A 13,288-nucleotide genomic window follows, 5' to 3' on the forward strand; every position below is an offset into this window, starting at 1 on the left:
ATCCCCCCTCACCCCCCCCACCCGGAGCCTAGTTAGGGCTCCCAACCCCCCGCCTCCACCTAGCGCCCGGCCCGCTTCGCCCCTTTCGAGCTGGATCCAGCTGCCCGCGGCGATGTCCTGAACGCTCCGTTGGAGACGCTGATCGTCGCGAACGGAGCGTTCACGACACCGAGACCCGGTGCTGTCCGGGCGGGACGCCCGAGGGACGCCCTGGGTGCGTTGAGTGCGACGAGGGCGTCCCTCGGTGCGGTGAGCGCACCGAAGGCGTCCCTCGGTGGATCCGCGTCCACAAAGGACGAACTGCGGCTAGTCCTTGGCGAGGCTGAACTCGACCGCGGCGTTCACGTGGAGTTCGGTGGTGTCGTAGAGGGGGACGTCGGGGACATCGGACTGGCGGATCAGCAGGCCGATTTCGGTGCAGCCCAGGATGATTCCTTCCGCGCCCTCGGCGACGAGGCCGCGGATGATATCGATGTACCGGGCGCGCGCGGTGTCCGTGAAGACGCCCTTGGCGAACTCCTCGAAGATGGTCTCGTGCAGGTACGCGCGGCCCGGCTCGTCGGGGAGACGGACGTCGAGCCCGAAGTGGTCACGCAGCCTGCCCGCGAAGAAGTCCTTCTCCATGGTGAAGCGGGTGCCGAGCAGGCCGATCGTGCGGCGGCCGTCGGCGACGATCGCCTCGCCCGTGACGTCGGCGATGTGGATGAGCGGGATGCCGATCCCGGCCGCGGCCTCGTCGGCCACGTTGTGCTGCGTGACGCAGGCGATCAGGACGCAGCCCGCCCCGCCCTTTTCGAGTCCCTGCGCGAGTTCGGTGACCTTGCGGCCGACGGCGGCCCAGTCGTCCGCGCCGTGCCATTGGATGATCTCCTCGAAATCGGTGCTGTTGAGCAGCAGCCGCGCGGAATGCCTGGCGCCCAGCCGTTCCGCGATCTTCTCGTTGATCATCCGGTAGTAGGTGGCCGAGCTCTCCCAAGCCATGCCGCCGATGACGCCGACGGTCCTGGTCTCCTGCATGCTGTCTCCTCGGAACGGTCAGGTGGTCGCGAGTTTCCGGTCGGGGGCGGGCATGCCCGCGATCAGGCCGACGCTGAGGACCGCGAGGCCGCCGGTGACCACGATCTCGAGCAGGTACGAGCCGGTCGAGTCGCGGGTGTAGGCGCCGAACTGGCTGCTCAGTGCGGCGCCGATCTGGTGCGCGGTCCAGATGAAGCCCATCACCGTGCCCTTCACCTCGACCGGGAACGCCTTGAGCACCCAGAGCGAGGTGGCGACGACCGTCACGAGGTAGCTCAGGCCGAACACGCACCCGAACAGGATGACGGCGAACCCGGACGTGGACACCGAGATCAGGAACATCGAAGCCGCGCGCATCAGATAGCCGCCGATCAGCACGTTCTTGACCAGGCCGCGGTCGCACAACTTGCCCGCGACCAGCGAACCGCCGATCTCGAACAGCCCGAGCAGGATGACGCTCGTCGCGCTGAGATCGGTGTGGACGTGCATATCGCCCATGAACGGCATCAGGTGGACGTCGATGAACGCCATCGTCGCCCCGCAGGCGAAGAACGCACCCGCCAGCCGCGCGAAGGTGGACGTCTTCAGCGCCGAGGCGATGCTGGGACGTTCGCCGGCGGCCGAGACCGAGGCGGCGGGCTTCGCCTCGCCGCGGAAGCGCAGCGCGGTGAGCGGCGTGATGACGCACAACAACAGCACCCCGAGCCCGATGAGCACGCTGTTCCAGCTGGTTCTGCCGTCGAGCCAGGTCCACAGTGGAACGAGCAGGATGAACCCGGCGGCGGTGCCGTTCGTCAGCAGCGCGTAGAAGAAGCCCTTGCGTTTCTCCGAGAACAGCCGGTCGACCAGCACGCCGAGCGGTACGTACGAAAGCATCGTGTACGCGAAGGCGGCCAAAAACCCGTAAGCCGCAACGAAAACCGCGAACGACGGGACCAGCGCGCACAGCAGGAACGCGCAACCGGCGCTCACCGTGCCGATCAGCAGCACGCGGCCGGGCCCGAGCCGGTCGGCCAGCGCGCCGGTCAACGGCGCGGCGACGGCGTAGGTGATCGCGAAAGCCGTTGTGGCCAGCGCGAACGTGCCGCGTTGCTGGCCGAACGAGTCCGCCATCGGCAGGAAGTAGACCTGCACCGTGTTCTTCAGCGAGGAGCCGAGCAACGATATGACGAACCCGAGCACGACGGAAGCGGCGAGGACGCCTCCGCCGATCTTCGCTGTTTTGGTGGCCGTGGCGGATTTCATCGCACACCGGTCAGATGGCGTTCGGCTACGCCATCGTAGACCCCCTGGAACAGCTTGCAGGTGTGTTCCACCACCTCGAGCGCGTCCTGCTGCATCTTCGCGTCGGTGCACAGGTCGTTCACCAGGGCGATGCCCTCCCGGACGTGCCCGACGTCTTCCTTGGCGTGCACGGAGAAGAAGAGCGTGTCCGCGTCGGTGAGGCCGTAGACCTTGCCCAGCAGCGAGTGGCGGTGCTGGCCGGCGGTGTCCTCGAGGTTCTGGCCCTCGCTGGCGATCGCGACGGCGGCCGCGCCCAGGTGGTAGGTGTCCGGGTTCTTCACCAGGTCCATCCGGTAGTCGATGAGTTCCTGGGTCTGCGGGTAGGGCTCGGCCGCGTCCCGGGTGGCGTCGTCGATCCGGATGGCGCGCACGAAGTCCTGCATCAGCCGGACATGGTTCTTCGTGCCGGAAAGCCTGCCGGTCTCCTCCTCGTACATGTTGACCATGAGCGCCTTCTTGTGCTTGGGCAGCGGGCAGTAGAAGAAGAGGTGCTCGATGTAGGTCAGGAAATGCTTGGTGAGCTGGTACCCCTGCAAGGTCAGTGCCTGCAGCAGTTCCCAGTTCGCCTCCGGTTTCACGAGCTCGGCGACGAGCGGGTGCGTGACCGAGGTGTGCTCCTCGATCGTGGCGTAGCACCGCTTCTTGAATTCATCCTTGCTGAGCACGGGATACCTCCTTGGGGAAGAGCCTTGCCTTGAGCTGTTTCACCGGCTGCGCCAGGTAGACTCCGGAGTAGCTTTCCGCGCCGATCCGGCCGTAGTCGTCGAGCCTGCCGTACTCGCCGAATCCGTAGGAACGCCAGATTCGTTCCGCTCTGATACCGGCGCGGACGTCGAGCCGGAGCAGGTCGATCCCGATCTCCTCGCAGCGGCGGACGACCTCGCGGAAGGCCATGGTCACCACGGGGCCGCCCCGGTGCCCGGGGTGCACGGCGCCGGTGGTCAGCTCGCCGATATGGCGCTGATTGGCCGTGGCCGGGCGACTGATCGCCACACAGCCGGCGACCTCACCGGACTCCGCGCGCACGGTCAGCACCTGCGTCTGACCGGAGGCGATGCCGTCGGCCAGTTTCGCTTGCAGTGCCGAGGACGCCTCGGCCGTCGGGTTCGCGGGCAGGCCGACGAACGGCTCGTCCGCCGAGACGATTTCGATCAGCCGGACGACCTCGGTCACGGCGGAGCCGGATCCGGCCTCGAGCCATACGCAGGTATACACGGCGAAGCCCCCAGTTCGCGGCCCGAAAGGGCGTCGGAAAGATCGGCGCGCCTGAGCGCGGTGAGCGACAGGCACGCGGGATTCGTCCTCGGAAACGAAGCTATCCGCGGCCCTCGCGCACCGGCAACTTCGGTCGTGCGCACCCGGCCGCCACCGAGAGTGACCGGCGCCGGCGGTTTCCGGGAAAAGGGAGCAAGTGAGGAAAAGCCGTGCTGTGCGACCATGGGGACGCGAGCCGCGTCGTGGACGGAATTGTCGGGGAGGAATGGCGGGATGGCGATCCACGATAGTGTACTGGAACTGATCGGCGGAACGCCGATCGTCCGGTTGCGGAACTTCACCGTGCACAATGGCGGCCAGGTGCTGGTCAAGGTCGAGTCGGCGAATCCGGGCCGCAGTATCAAGGACAGGGCCGCGCATTTCATGATCGAGCAGGCCGAGTCGAGCGGCAGGCTGCGCCCCGGCGACACCATCGTCGAGTCCACTTCGGGCAATCTCGGCAAGTCGCTCGCCCTCATCGGTGCCGCGAAGGGATATCGCGTCATCCTGGTCGTCGACCCCAAGACCCCGGTTTCCGTGCTGCGGTACGCGAAAGCGCTCGGCGCGGAGATCGAACTGGTGGACACTCCCGACGAAAGCGGCGGCTATCAGCGACAGCGGCTGGAGCGTGTCCGGCAGTTGCGTGCCGGCGATCCCCGGGTGTTCTGGCCGGATCAGTATCGCAATCCGGACAACCCGCGTATTCACGCCGAGCATACCGCGGGCGAAGTACTGAGCGATCTCCCCGCATTCGACGCGCTGGTGGCGTCGGTCAGCACCGGCGGCCACATCAGCGGGCTTTCCCGGATGCTCAAAGGAAAACTACCCGGCCTCACGACGATCGCGGTGGACGCCGCGGGCTCGGCGGCCTTCGGATTTCCCTTCCGCGGTTACGCGATGCGGGGGCTCGGGCTGGCGTGGAAACCCGGCAACCTGGACCTTTCGGTGGTCGATCGAGTGCATTTGGTCGACGACCACGAGGGCATCGCCACGAGCCGGGCGCTCGCGCGGCGCGAAGGGGTGCTCGTGGGCGAGTCGGCGGGTGCGGCGGTGTTCGCCGCGCTGCACCACGCGCACCACAACCCGGGCAGCCGGATCCTCGCGGTCGCGGCCGATGACGGCGCGAACTATCTGGGTGAGTCCTTCGACGACGATTGGCTGCGCGAGCGCGGGCTCGCCGCAGTGCTCGACGACGCCGCACTGCGCGAACCCGACCGTCTCGTCGAACTCGCGCGGTGCCCGGCGCACCCGGCCGTTCCCGTGGAATCGCTGCGTGCCGAGGAAGATCGCGACGACGGGCTGAATCACGCCGCCTAGCGGGCGTGCCTCAAGCCGCTACCAGGGGTAGGTGGCCTGGGGAGTGGCTGAGGTCGATGGTGAGCACGGCGCATGACACCACGCCGCGCCGAGGGGCGCTACTTTCCGTAGTGGGGTCAGTAGCCGATCAGCGAATAGCCCGGACGTCCGGACCACTGGCACGCTGGAGTTTCGTGCCCCTCCCGGCAAAAGGAGATCTCCGGTGCTCCGGCCTCTGGCGCTGAACCCGAACGGCCACGACATCCACGCCGAAAACGAGCGGCTTCGCGAACATGGTCCTCTCACCCTGGTGGAACTGCCGGGCGGTGTGGTGGCCTGGTCGGTGACGAACTACGAGCTGCTGCGCAGCCTGCTCAGCGACCCTCGCGTCTCGAAGGACGCGCGGCAGCACTGGCCCGCGCTGGCCGACGTCGGCCAGGACTGGCCGTTGCTCGTGTGGGTCTCGGTACGGAACATGTTCACCGCCTACGGCGCCGACCACCAACGGCTGCGCTCGCTCGTGACACAGGCGTTCACCGCACGCCGGATCGCCACGCTGCGCCCCGCGATCACCGAGATCGTCACCGGCCTGCTGTCCGCGATCGAGGCCATGCCCGCGGGCGAACCCGTCGACCTGCGCGAGAATTTCGCCTACCCGGTGCCCATCGAGGTGATCTGCCGGCTGTTCGGGGTGCCGGACGCGGCCCGCGCCGGGCTGCGCCGCGCCGTCGACATGTTCTTCCAGACCACGGCAAGCCAGGAAGCGGTATTGGCGGCGTATCAGGACATCCACACGATCCTCTCGGAACTGGTCGAGGCCAAGCGCGTGACGCCCGGCGAGGACCTCACCACCGCGCTCATCGCCGCCCACAGCCAGGACGACGGCGCCCGGCTGGACGAGACCGAACTGCTCGACACGCTGATCCTGTTCATCTCGGCCGGTCACGAAACCACCGTGAACCTGCTCGATCAGGCCATCACCGCACTGCTCACCCACCCCGGCCAGCTCGCCCTGATCCGCTCCGGGCAGATCGGCTGGGCGGACGCGATCGAGGAAACCTTGCGCTGGCAGGCGCCCGTCGCGCACCTGCCGCTGCGGTACGCCGTCGAGGACATCCACCTCGAAGACGTCGTCATCCGGCAGGGCGAGGCGATTCTGGCAGGCTATGCCGCCGCCGGCCGGGATCCGGCACTGCACGGGCAGGACGCCGACGAGTTCGACGTCAGCCGCGCGGACAAATCGCATGTCGCGTTCGGTTACGGCGTGCACTACTGCATCGGCGCGCCACTGGCCCGGCTGGAGGCGGCGATCGCCCTGCCGGCGCTGTTCGAGCGGTTCCCGGACATGACACTCGCGGTCGCCCCGGGCGAACTGCGGCACCTGGACTCGTTCATCTCCAACGGACATCGGACCCTGCCCGTCCTGCTGCGCGGCCATCAACCGGCCACAGCACCCTAAGCAGCACTGCCATCACGACCCCGGGGCGGGGGAGCGGGTCTACACGTCTCGCTCGCCCGCACGATTCGCGTCTTCGCGCCGCGTCGGCGCCCAGTCGCGGATCGCGGCGACGAACTCCTCGGGTGCGTCGGACTCCACGTAGAGGCCCGCGCCCTTGAGGATCACCGTCTTGTGGTCGGTGAAGATCGCTTCCTGGCGTTCGCGTTCCTGAGGGCGGAAGCCGATTTGGGCGTCGCCCCACACGATCAGTGTCGGCAGGTGGGCGAGGTCGGCAAGGCCGGCCTCGATCTCGGCGAAGAAGGCTTTGCTGGCGGTGATCCGGCCGGGGAGGACGGCGGAGGCCTGCCGCCGCCCGGGAGTGTCCAGCGCCCGGCGGTAGTGGGTCATCTCGGCCGCGGTCGGCTTCCGCCTTCGGTGACCCATCGGGATGAACGCGTTGACGACGAGGTTGAGCCGCCGGGCCAGGAAACGGATCGGGGGACCACCGGCGATGCGTGCGAAGGCCTCGAAGTAGAGGTCGCCGTTGACCGGCCACGCCCAGGCGTTGGCGAGTACCAGCCGATCGAAGACGCCCGGCCGGCGCTGCGCGGCGGCCAGGCCGATCGGGCCGCCCCAGTCCTGTCCGACCAGAGTGGCGCCGGTGAGACCGAGCGCGTCGACGAACCCGGTGACGACGTCCGCGTGTTCCTCGGGCAGGTAACGGTAGCCGGGCTTCGCCGTCGACAGTCCGAAGCCCGGGTAGTCGAGGGCGATGCACCGGAAGTCGCCGCGCAGCGCGCGGATCACGTCGCGCCAGAGGAACGACCAGGTCGGATTGCCGTGCAGGAACAGCAATGCAGGGCCCGACCCCTCGTCGACGTAGTGCACGGTGTGCCCGTCGATATCGGCGAAGCGGCTCTCGAACGGGAACAGGCCGTCGTCGACCCAGCCGGGCCGCACGCTCTGGGTGGTGCCGGCCATGACGGTCCCCTCTCGGTCTCGCGGTGGACTTGAGCTTGTCACGCACACTTGAGAATCTCAAGTAGAATGACCCGATGCGTAGCTACGGCCAGTACTGCGGGCTCGCCCGGTCCCTCGAAGTCGTCGGCGACCGGTGGAATCTGCTCATCGTCCGCCAGCTCCTCATCGCCCCCGCCCGCTACCGCGACCTGCTCGACGGCCTGCCCGGCATCGCGACCAACCTGCTCGCCGACCGGCTTCGCGACCTCGAGGACTCGGGCGTGGTCGAGCGGCGGCTGGCCGGCGAGGGCAGCGTGGTCGAGTACGCCCTCACGCCGTGGGGCGCGGAGCTGCGCCAGCCGATCGAGAGCCTGATCCGCTGGTCCACCCCGCTGATGGTCCGCGGCCCCGGCGGCGACTCCTTCCGCCCCGAGTGGCTCGCCCTCGCGGTCCCCGCGTTGCTCGGTACCCGGGTCAAGGTCCGCCACTCGGCGACGGTCGGTCTCGAGATCGGCGACCCGCCCCTCCAACTGCACGCGACGTGCTCCGGCGTCGAGGTCGGCCCGCATGACGGCCGCGCCCTCGACGCCACCGTCCGCGCCGACCCCGCCTGTGTCCTCGGCCTTGCCGCCGGTGCCTTGACGCTCAGCGACGCCCGTGCCCTCGGACTGGCCGAGATCGACGGCGACGAGTCCGTCGTCCGCACCGTCTTCGCCGCCTGACGGCGTGCCGGTGCCGCGGGACGCGGGGAGTCAGGCGACGGGCGGCGGACCCGGTGGCGGATAAGGCATTCCTGGGGGCATCGGCTGGACCGGTGGCTTCGCCGACATGAGCGTCACGACGCCGGTGACTCCGGCGGCGATGAGCGCGACGAACGTGAACAGGGCGGCGATCAGGTACACCAGACGGAAGCTGAGCGCTTCGGAGACGAGCCCGCCGAGGAACGGCGCGATCACCAAGGCGAGGACGCCGAGGCCTGCCGTCGTCGCGGCCGCCGCGACGCGACCCGTGCGGAGCCGCCGGATCAGCGTGGCGGTCACGCCGATGGCCGCGCCGGCACCGAGCCCGTTGAGTACTCGCCCGAGCAGGAGCAGCCCGCTGTCCGGGACGAAGGCGACCAGCAGCACGCCGAGGAGCATCAGGCAGATCGCGGGCACGGTCACCGACGTCGGGAACCGCGCGCCGAGCAGGAGACCGGCGGGGAAGGCGATCGCGGCGGCGACGAGGTACGCGACGAGGCCGCTCAGCAGCAGCGACTGATCGGACAGGGCCAAGTCGAGCTGCAGGGCCGACCGGCCGTCGACGGGGTAGATCACGGTGAGCAGGAACAGGCCGATGAGCGCGGCGAACCCGGGCCCGATGACCAGCCACCAGGGCGGTCCGGCAGCCGGGCGCGGGTCGCTCGGCGTTGACGGCGTCACGTACATGCGCACACCGTATAGCGTCCGGCGACGCGGCTGGATCACTTCACCGGAAAACCGCGAGGCCCAGCGAGTTCCGGCGTCAGCCTGCCTCGAGGACGAAGAACAGGAAGCCGAGGAAAGCCCCGGAAGGCAGGTTCGCCAGCTCGTCGGGAAAGCGTTCGCGGGCGCCTGGTGCGGGGTGCGGTTCGCTGATGACGGCGATGCGGAAGCCTGCCGCGGTGAAGGCGTCGGTCATCGCGTGCAGCGGCCGGTTCCAGAAGCTCATCCGGGTGGTCCGGCCGCCCATGGTCCAGTCTTCGGTCCAGTTGTAGGTCGCGAAGTAGTCGGGCGCGGCTCCGGCCTGGCGGTGCAGGAGGTTGATCGCGAAGGGGTGATCGACCGAGACGATGAGCCGGCCGCCGGGCCGCAGCACGCGCCGCAGTTCGGCCAGTGCCGGTCCCCAGTCCCGCAGATAGTGCAACACCAGGGACGCCACGACGTCGTCGAAGGCCTCGTCGGGGAAGGGCAGCGGGCCGGCCAGGTCGGCCACCCGGAGGTCCGCCTCGGCCCCGAGCCGCCGCCGGGCCTGCTCCAGTATCCCGGCACTCGCGTCGATACCGGTCAGGACAGCGCCGCGATCGCGCAGCGCGGCGAACAGGGGGCCTGCTCCGCAGCCCGCGTCGAGGATCCGCCTGCCGGTCACCTCCCCGGCGAGCTCCAGCATCGCGGGCCGCTCGTAGTAGGCGTTCATGAGGCTGGTCTCGTTCTCGGCCGAGTACCCCTCGGCCAAGTTGTCGTAGTCGTTCACCCGAGACGGCTGGCCGGGCTCCACGTGATTCTCGGAAACGGCAGGCATACCGGCCATGCTGGCTTACCCAGCTCGGGCGGCGCCACAAGAGCCGGTTGCCGTCGCTGGAGGATCAGCTGTGCGGCGTGCCTTGGCGCAACCGTTGCAAGGGAACCCGCACCATGACGTAGGCGCATATGACCGCGATGCCCGTGACGCCGGGAGTGAAGAGGTCCTGGCAGGCGCAGGCGGCGACAGCGAGCGTCAGGCACCACGCGGATTCGAGCAACTGCACGGGAAGGTGCCGATCGCCGCCCAGCATCGGATAACGCGGACCGATCCTGGCGGGCCGGCCGGCACAGCAGCCACCCCGGTGACAGCCCACCCGGCCGACGGCCAGCCCCGCGGCCGACGCGATCGCCCAGACGTCGAGAACGACGGGGGAGCGGGCACCGGTCGTCTGGGCGAGCAGCACCGCCATGGCCAAGCCGACGGCCGCGTGCCGGTGAAAGATGAACCGCGGCGCCGGCGCACGTCGCATCCGGTGCCACGCCAGGGCGAACGCCGCGGCCCAAGCCACGGGGAGACCGGCCAGCAGCGTCGCGGGCAGCCCGGCCGTCGTGCCGAGGATCGTCCACACCGCGGTGCCGGTCACGCAGGCGGCGACCAGCAAGGCCTCCCAGGAACCGACCAGGCGGCTTCCCAGCTTCAGTCGCGGGCCCACCGTTTGATCGAAGAAGGCGTTGAGCCCGTTCACCGCCGCAGCGGCCGCAGTATGCCGAGCACCGGTTGCAGGAGCGCGGGCTGCTCGCGCAGGTCGTGCACCAGCAGCCGCTGTTGTTCGGCGATGTAGTCCCGATTGCCGTCGGGGTCGTCCCGCTCGGCCGCCACGATCACGAGAGCGCGGTAAAGGGCCCATGACACGCCTCCGGCCCGCTCGAACAGGTCGCTGAGGTCCCCGCTGAAGCGGTAGATGAGCAGGGGATCCGCGGTGAAGGCCGCGAGGAACTCACGCAGCGCTTCATCGGTGCTCCCGGTGAGCAGCAGCGTGTCGGCGTAGATGCCCCGCAGCCTTGGCACGCCGGGAAACCGTGTGCTGAGCGTCCGCCAGAACCCGACCTGGGCCGCCGGGTCCTCGTCCAGGTGGGGATGGACATCTCCGGCTCCGCCGACGAGTACGTGGGCGAGGGTGTCGACGCACTTTTCGGACGGCGGCCGCTCGCTGGGGAGCGCCGCGAGGATCCGGGACAGCCACGGGCCGGCGGGCTCGCCGGGCCGCCTGCTCTCCAGCGCCTGGAAGACCGTTGCCTCGGTCATGCTGAACGCGCCTTTCTCATTTCGCCGGGCTTTCGGGCGCCGATTCGCCGGTGAAGAGCGCACCCGGGTCGAACGGCTGGCTGACCGTCACCCGCGTGGTGTGCAGGGTCGAACCGCAGGTGTACTGGGTGGATCGCGTCGGCGTCGCGTCCCATGGCTGACGGCTGAAGCCGACCTCCGCGAGTTCCACCATCGGAAGACCTTCCACGGACGTCGTCTCGCCTTCGCCGAAAGTGCGTATCTGGGGCTTGATGATGTCGAACCGGACGTTCATCTGGACCTCCGCCTCCGAATCCTCGGCCAGCAGGGCGTCCAGCTGCTCGCCCTGCGCCGCCAGCTTCCGCTCGATCTCCGGCCCCAGTTTGTCGATCTGCTGCTGGATCAGCGAGTCGTCGATCGACGACTTGACCTCCGACATCAGGTAGTCGAGGAGCAACATCGCCAGGATCGCCGCGGCGGCCTTCGCCCCGGACGCGGCCTGGGCGCGGAACTTCGGGCTGCGGAAACGGCCGGCCAGTGCCCGCGGTTTGAGCACCCGCAGCGAGCGTTTGAAGTCCCGCATCTTGAGTTTGAGCATGTCGAGCGAACGGAACCGCTGGGTGGTCTTCCCGCCTGCCGCGTCGAAATGGACGGACTCCGCGAAGAAGTCGGGGTGGAACGCCGACGTGGGAAGCTTGAGGAAGGTTTTCGAGGCGATCCCGAGCCTGGCCCGCCCCGGTTGCATGTGCCCGGACTGGTTGTCGATCCGGTAGATCCGTCCCGCCCGGATCTCGACGTCGCCGAACGCCAGTCCGGTGGGATTCTTGCCCCCGATCAACGTCGGATGCGGCAGGCCGGTCGCCCGGCCTGGCCCGCCGCCCCGCTCGCCGAGACGTTTGCCGAGGATCGCCTCGCCGTTCGTGTCGATCGCGTAAGGGAACACGCCGTTCTCGAAGCCGCCGCCGATCTTGCCGTTCTGGACAAGAGACTCGAGTTTGCGCGCCGAGGGGTTCTTGACGTAGCCCGACGCTTCGGTCCAGACCGGCTTCACGGTCTTGTCGGCGGGATCGAACCAGCTCCGGGTCTTGTCCGACTCGGCCATCGACGGGACGACCGACAGCGCTTCCGGTTCCTTTCGCCGCCTGCGTCCGCCGACCCGGCGGGAGATCGGCGGGACCGCCGATCCGGCGACATACGCCGCCGCCACGGCGTCCGCCTCCCGTTCGAGCACGGGATGTGTGCTCGTCGCGGAGGACGAGTCCGGCGAGCCGTGCTGTTGCATCGTGTGGGCGAGTTCGTGGGCGATGAGCTCGTCGCCGCGGCGGGTGCCCGGCCGGTATTCGGCCCTGGCGAACCAGAGGTCGTCCCCCATGGACCAGGCCCTGGCGCCCGCCGCGTCGGCGGTCTGCGCTCCGCTGCTCACCCGGATCCGGCTGAAATCGCCGCCCAGCCGTGCTTCCAGGTTCCGGCGAAGAGTGTCGGGCAGCGGCTCGGGTCCGGCGGTGGTGTCCGGCGCGGGCGCGGCGGCGGGCGCCTGCGCCGGGGGTCGCCTGCGCACGGGTTCGAAAGGCACCACCGGATCGTCGGCGGCCGCCGTCACCGCCGCGTCACCGTCGGCGCACACCCCGGCCCGCGCCGGTGGTCAGCCGCGCACGTGCAGCCCGAAGCCCGTGCGGCCTTCGGGCTCCAGCCCGTCCTTGAGGTGCAGCGAGGGGATCTCGTAGTCACCGAAGTTCTGCCGCCGGAACGCGATCGGCTCGGTCGATTCCAGGGTGAGCAGGCGCTGCTCCCAGGCCTTGGCGACGTCCGCGTAGTCCTCGCCGGTCATCCGGTCGGTGCCGTACAGCACGAACGGCGGCAGCACCTCGATGCCCGGGTAGTAGAGGATGCCGTGCTGGATCGGGAACAGCAGATCGTCGATGGGGCCGTTGATCCCGCGCGCGGCGTAATGCGATTCCGGGCCGCCGGCGGTCACCGACAGGAGCGCCCTCCTGCCCGCGAGGGTGCCTTCGCCGAATCGCTCGCCGTACCTGGTGTCGCTGTGCTCGCCGACGCCGTACGCGAAGTGGTAGGTGAACACCCGGTCCACCCAGCCTTTGAGGATCGCGGGCATCGTGTACCACCAGAGCGGGAACTGGAAGACGATCGTGTCGGCCCACAGCAGTTTTTCCTGCTCCGCCAGGACATCCGGGGTGAGCGTCCCGGCGTCGAAGGCGCGGCCCGAGTCCAGGGCGACCTTCAGCGGGCTCGAGGCACCGGGGCCGTAGTCCGCGGCGTCCACGACCGCTTTCCAGTTCATCGCGTACAGATCACTCACCCGTACTTCGTGCCCCGCGGTCTCCAATGTGGACACCGCGAGGTCCTTCAGCGAGCCGTTGAGCGACTTCGGCTCCGGGTGGGCGTAGACGATCAGCGTCTTCATGGGAACTCCTTCGGATCGGGTGCTTCCGATCCTGGGCGCCGCGGCGCCCGGCGTTCAGGGACGCCGCTTCCCTCGGACCGGACATCCTGGTATCGGCAGGGCCACCCTCACGCACGCCGCCGCGGCCATAC

Annotated in this window: 14 protein-coding genes; 3 read left to right on the plus strand and 11 right to left on the minus strand. The window is 69.2% G+C overall.

The genetic code is table 11. The features are described from left to right. Positions 1–306: 306 nt before the first annotated feature. The 4 genes from ACFWX1_RS28880 to ACFWX1_RS28895 are packed head-to-tail and all read right to left on the minus strand — an operon-like array spanning position 307 to position 3,474. A complete protein-coding gene (locus tag ACFWX1_RS28880) occupies positions 307–1,017 on the minus strand; it encodes an aspartate/glutamate racemase family protein (RefSeq protein ID WP_378392554.1) in 711 nt (236 codons plus the stop codon). 18 nt (positions 1,018–1,035) lie between these two features. Then, positions 1,036–2,262 carry an MFS transporter gene (locus ACFWX1_RS28885; protein WP_378392556.1) on the minus strand — a complete coding sequence of 409 codons (1,227 nt, stop codon included), beginning with the start codon at positions 2,260–2,262 and terminating at the stop codon, positions 1,036–1,038. Beyond that, positions 2,259–2,966 (minus strand): TenA family transcriptional regulator, encoded by a 708-nt coding sequence (locus ACFWX1_RS28890; protein WP_378392558.1) that lies wholly within the window; start codon positions 2,964–2,966, stop codon positions 2,259–2,261. Before ACFWX1_RS28890 ends, ACFWX1_RS28885 begins: the two co-directional genes overlap by 4 nt. Beyond that, positions 2,950–3,474: a GNAT family N-acetyltransferase gene (locus ACFWX1_RS28895; protein ID WP_378392560.1), complete on the minus strand. Its 525-nt coding sequence runs from the start codon at positions 3,472–3,474 to the stop codon at positions 2,950–2,952. The genes ACFWX1_RS28890 and ACFWX1_RS28895 overlap by 17 nt, the downstream gene beginning before the upstream one ends. A 315-nt stretch (positions 3,475–3,789) precedes the next feature. Between ACFWX1_RS28895 and ACFWX1_RS28900 the strand changes: the two genes are divergently transcribed. Together ACFWX1_RS28900 and ACFWX1_RS28905 are read left to right on the plus strand one after the other, a co-directional pair. Then, the gene (locus ACFWX1_RS28900) at positions 3,790–4,872 is read left to right on the plus strand and encodes a PLP-dependent cysteine synthase family protein (protein WP_378392562.1); all 1,083 of its coding nucleotides are present in this window, start codon (positions 3,790–3,792) and stop codon (positions 4,870–4,872) included. A gap of 202 nt (positions 4,873–5,074) precedes the next feature. Then, positions 5,075–6,310, plus strand: a complete 1,236-nt coding sequence (locus tag ACFWX1_RS28905; protein WP_378392564.1) for a cytochrome P450 — start codon at positions 5,075–5,077, stop codon at positions 6,308–6,310. Positions 6,311–6,349: 39 nt separating this feature from the next. Here the strand turns inward: ACFWX1_RS28905 and ACFWX1_RS28910 are convergent, their stop codons facing one another. Next, entirely contained in the window at positions 6,350–7,270 is a 921-nt protein-coding gene (locus tag ACFWX1_RS28910) for an alpha/beta fold hydrolase (RefSeq protein WP_378392566.1), read from the minus strand. Between the two features lie 74 nt (positions 7,271–7,344). Between ACFWX1_RS28910 and ACFWX1_RS28915 the strand changes: the two genes are divergently transcribed. Further along, the gene (locus ACFWX1_RS28915) at positions 7,345–7,971 is read left to right on the plus strand and encodes a winged helix-turn-helix transcriptional regulator (protein ID WP_378392568.1); all 627 of its coding nucleotides are present in this window, start codon (positions 7,345–7,347) and stop codon (positions 7,969–7,971) included. Between the two features lie 30 nt (positions 7,972–8,001). Here ACFWX1_RS28915 and ACFWX1_RS28920 read toward each other — a convergent pair whose 3' ends face one another. The 6 genes from ACFWX1_RS28920 to ACFWX1_RS28945 all read right to left on the minus strand — a co-directional run bounded on the left by ACFWX1_RS28920 (position 8,002) and on the right by ACFWX1_RS28945 (position 13,157). Beyond that, entirely contained in the window at positions 8,002–8,676 is a 675-nt protein-coding gene (locus tag ACFWX1_RS28920; RefSeq protein ID WP_378392570.1) for an MFS transporter, read from the minus strand. Positions 8,677–8,752: 76 nt separating this feature from the next. Then, entirely contained in the window at positions 8,753–9,508 is a 756-nt protein-coding gene (locus ACFWX1_RS28925; protein WP_378392572.1) for a methyltransferase domain-containing protein, read from the minus strand. Positions 9,509–9,572: 64 nt separating this feature from the next. Then, complete coding sequence (locus tag ACFWX1_RS28930) at positions 9,573–10,163, minus strand: prolipoprotein diacylglyceryl transferase family protein (RefSeq protein ID WP_378392574.1); 591 nt, start codon at positions 10,161–10,163, stop codon at positions 9,573–9,575. A 29-nt stretch (positions 10,164–10,192) separates the two neighbouring features. Continuing rightward, positions 10,193–10,756 (minus strand): hypothetical protein, encoded by a 564-nt coding sequence (locus ACFWX1_RS28935; RefSeq protein WP_378392576.1) that lies wholly within the window; start codon positions 10,754–10,756, stop codon positions 10,193–10,195. A 16-nt stretch (positions 10,757–10,772) separates the two neighbouring features. Then, the gene (locus ACFWX1_RS28940; protein ID WP_378392578.1) at positions 10,773–12,308 is read right to left on the minus strand and encodes a DUF4157 domain-containing protein; all 1,536 of its coding nucleotides are present in this window, start codon (positions 12,306–12,308) and stop codon (positions 10,773–10,775) included. Positions 12,309–12,377: 69 nt separating this feature from the next. Continuing rightward, positions 12,378–13,157 (minus strand): NAD(P)H-dependent oxidoreductase, encoded by a 780-nt coding sequence (locus tag ACFWX1_RS28945; RefSeq protein ID WP_378392580.1) that lies wholly within the window; start codon positions 13,155–13,157, stop codon positions 12,378–12,380. Positions 13,158–13,288: the final 131 nt, after the last annotated feature.

Source organism: Amycolatopsis sp. NPDC059021 (assembly GCF_042739895.1).
Classification (GTDB): Bacteria; Actinomycetota; Actinomycetes; order Mycobacteriales; family Pseudonocardiaceae; genus Amycolatopsis.

Coding starts and splice junctions, on each gene's coding strand:
- ACFWX1_RS28945 (WP_378392580.1), bottom strand. CDS start 13,157: ATGAAGACGCTGATCGTCTACGCCCACCCGGAGCCGAAGTCGCTCAAC.
- ACFWX1_RS28910 (WP_378392566.1), bottom strand. CDS start 7,270: ATGGCCGGCACCACCCAGAGCGTGCGGCCCGGCTGGGTCGACGACGGC.
- ACFWX1_RS28885 (WP_378392556.1), bottom strand. CDS start 2,262: ATGAAATCCGCCACGGCCACCAAAACAGCGAAGATCGGCGGAGGCGTC.
- ACFWX1_RS28915 (WP_378392568.1), top strand. CDS start 7,345: ATGCGTAGCTACGGCCAGTACTGCGGGCTCGCCCGGTCCCTCGAAGTC.
- ACFWX1_RS28925 (WP_378392572.1), bottom strand. CDS start 9,508: ATGCCTGCCGTTTCCGAGAATCACGTGGAGCCCGGCCAGCCGTCTCGG.
- ACFWX1_RS28935 (WP_378392576.1), bottom strand. CDS start 10,756: ATGACCGAGGCAACGGTCTTCCAGGCGCTGGAGAGCAGGCGGCCCGGC.
- ACFWX1_RS28880 (WP_378392554.1), bottom strand. CDS start 1,017: ATGCAGGAGACCAGGACCGTCGGCGTCATCGGCGGCATGGCTTGGGAG.
- ACFWX1_RS28900 (WP_378392562.1), top strand. CDS start 3,790: ATGGCGATCCACGATAGTGTACTGGAACTGATCGGCGGAACGCCGATC.
- ACFWX1_RS28920 (WP_378392570.1), bottom strand. CDS start 8,676: ATGTACGTGACGCCGTCAACGCCGAGCGACCCGCGCCCGGCTGCCGGA.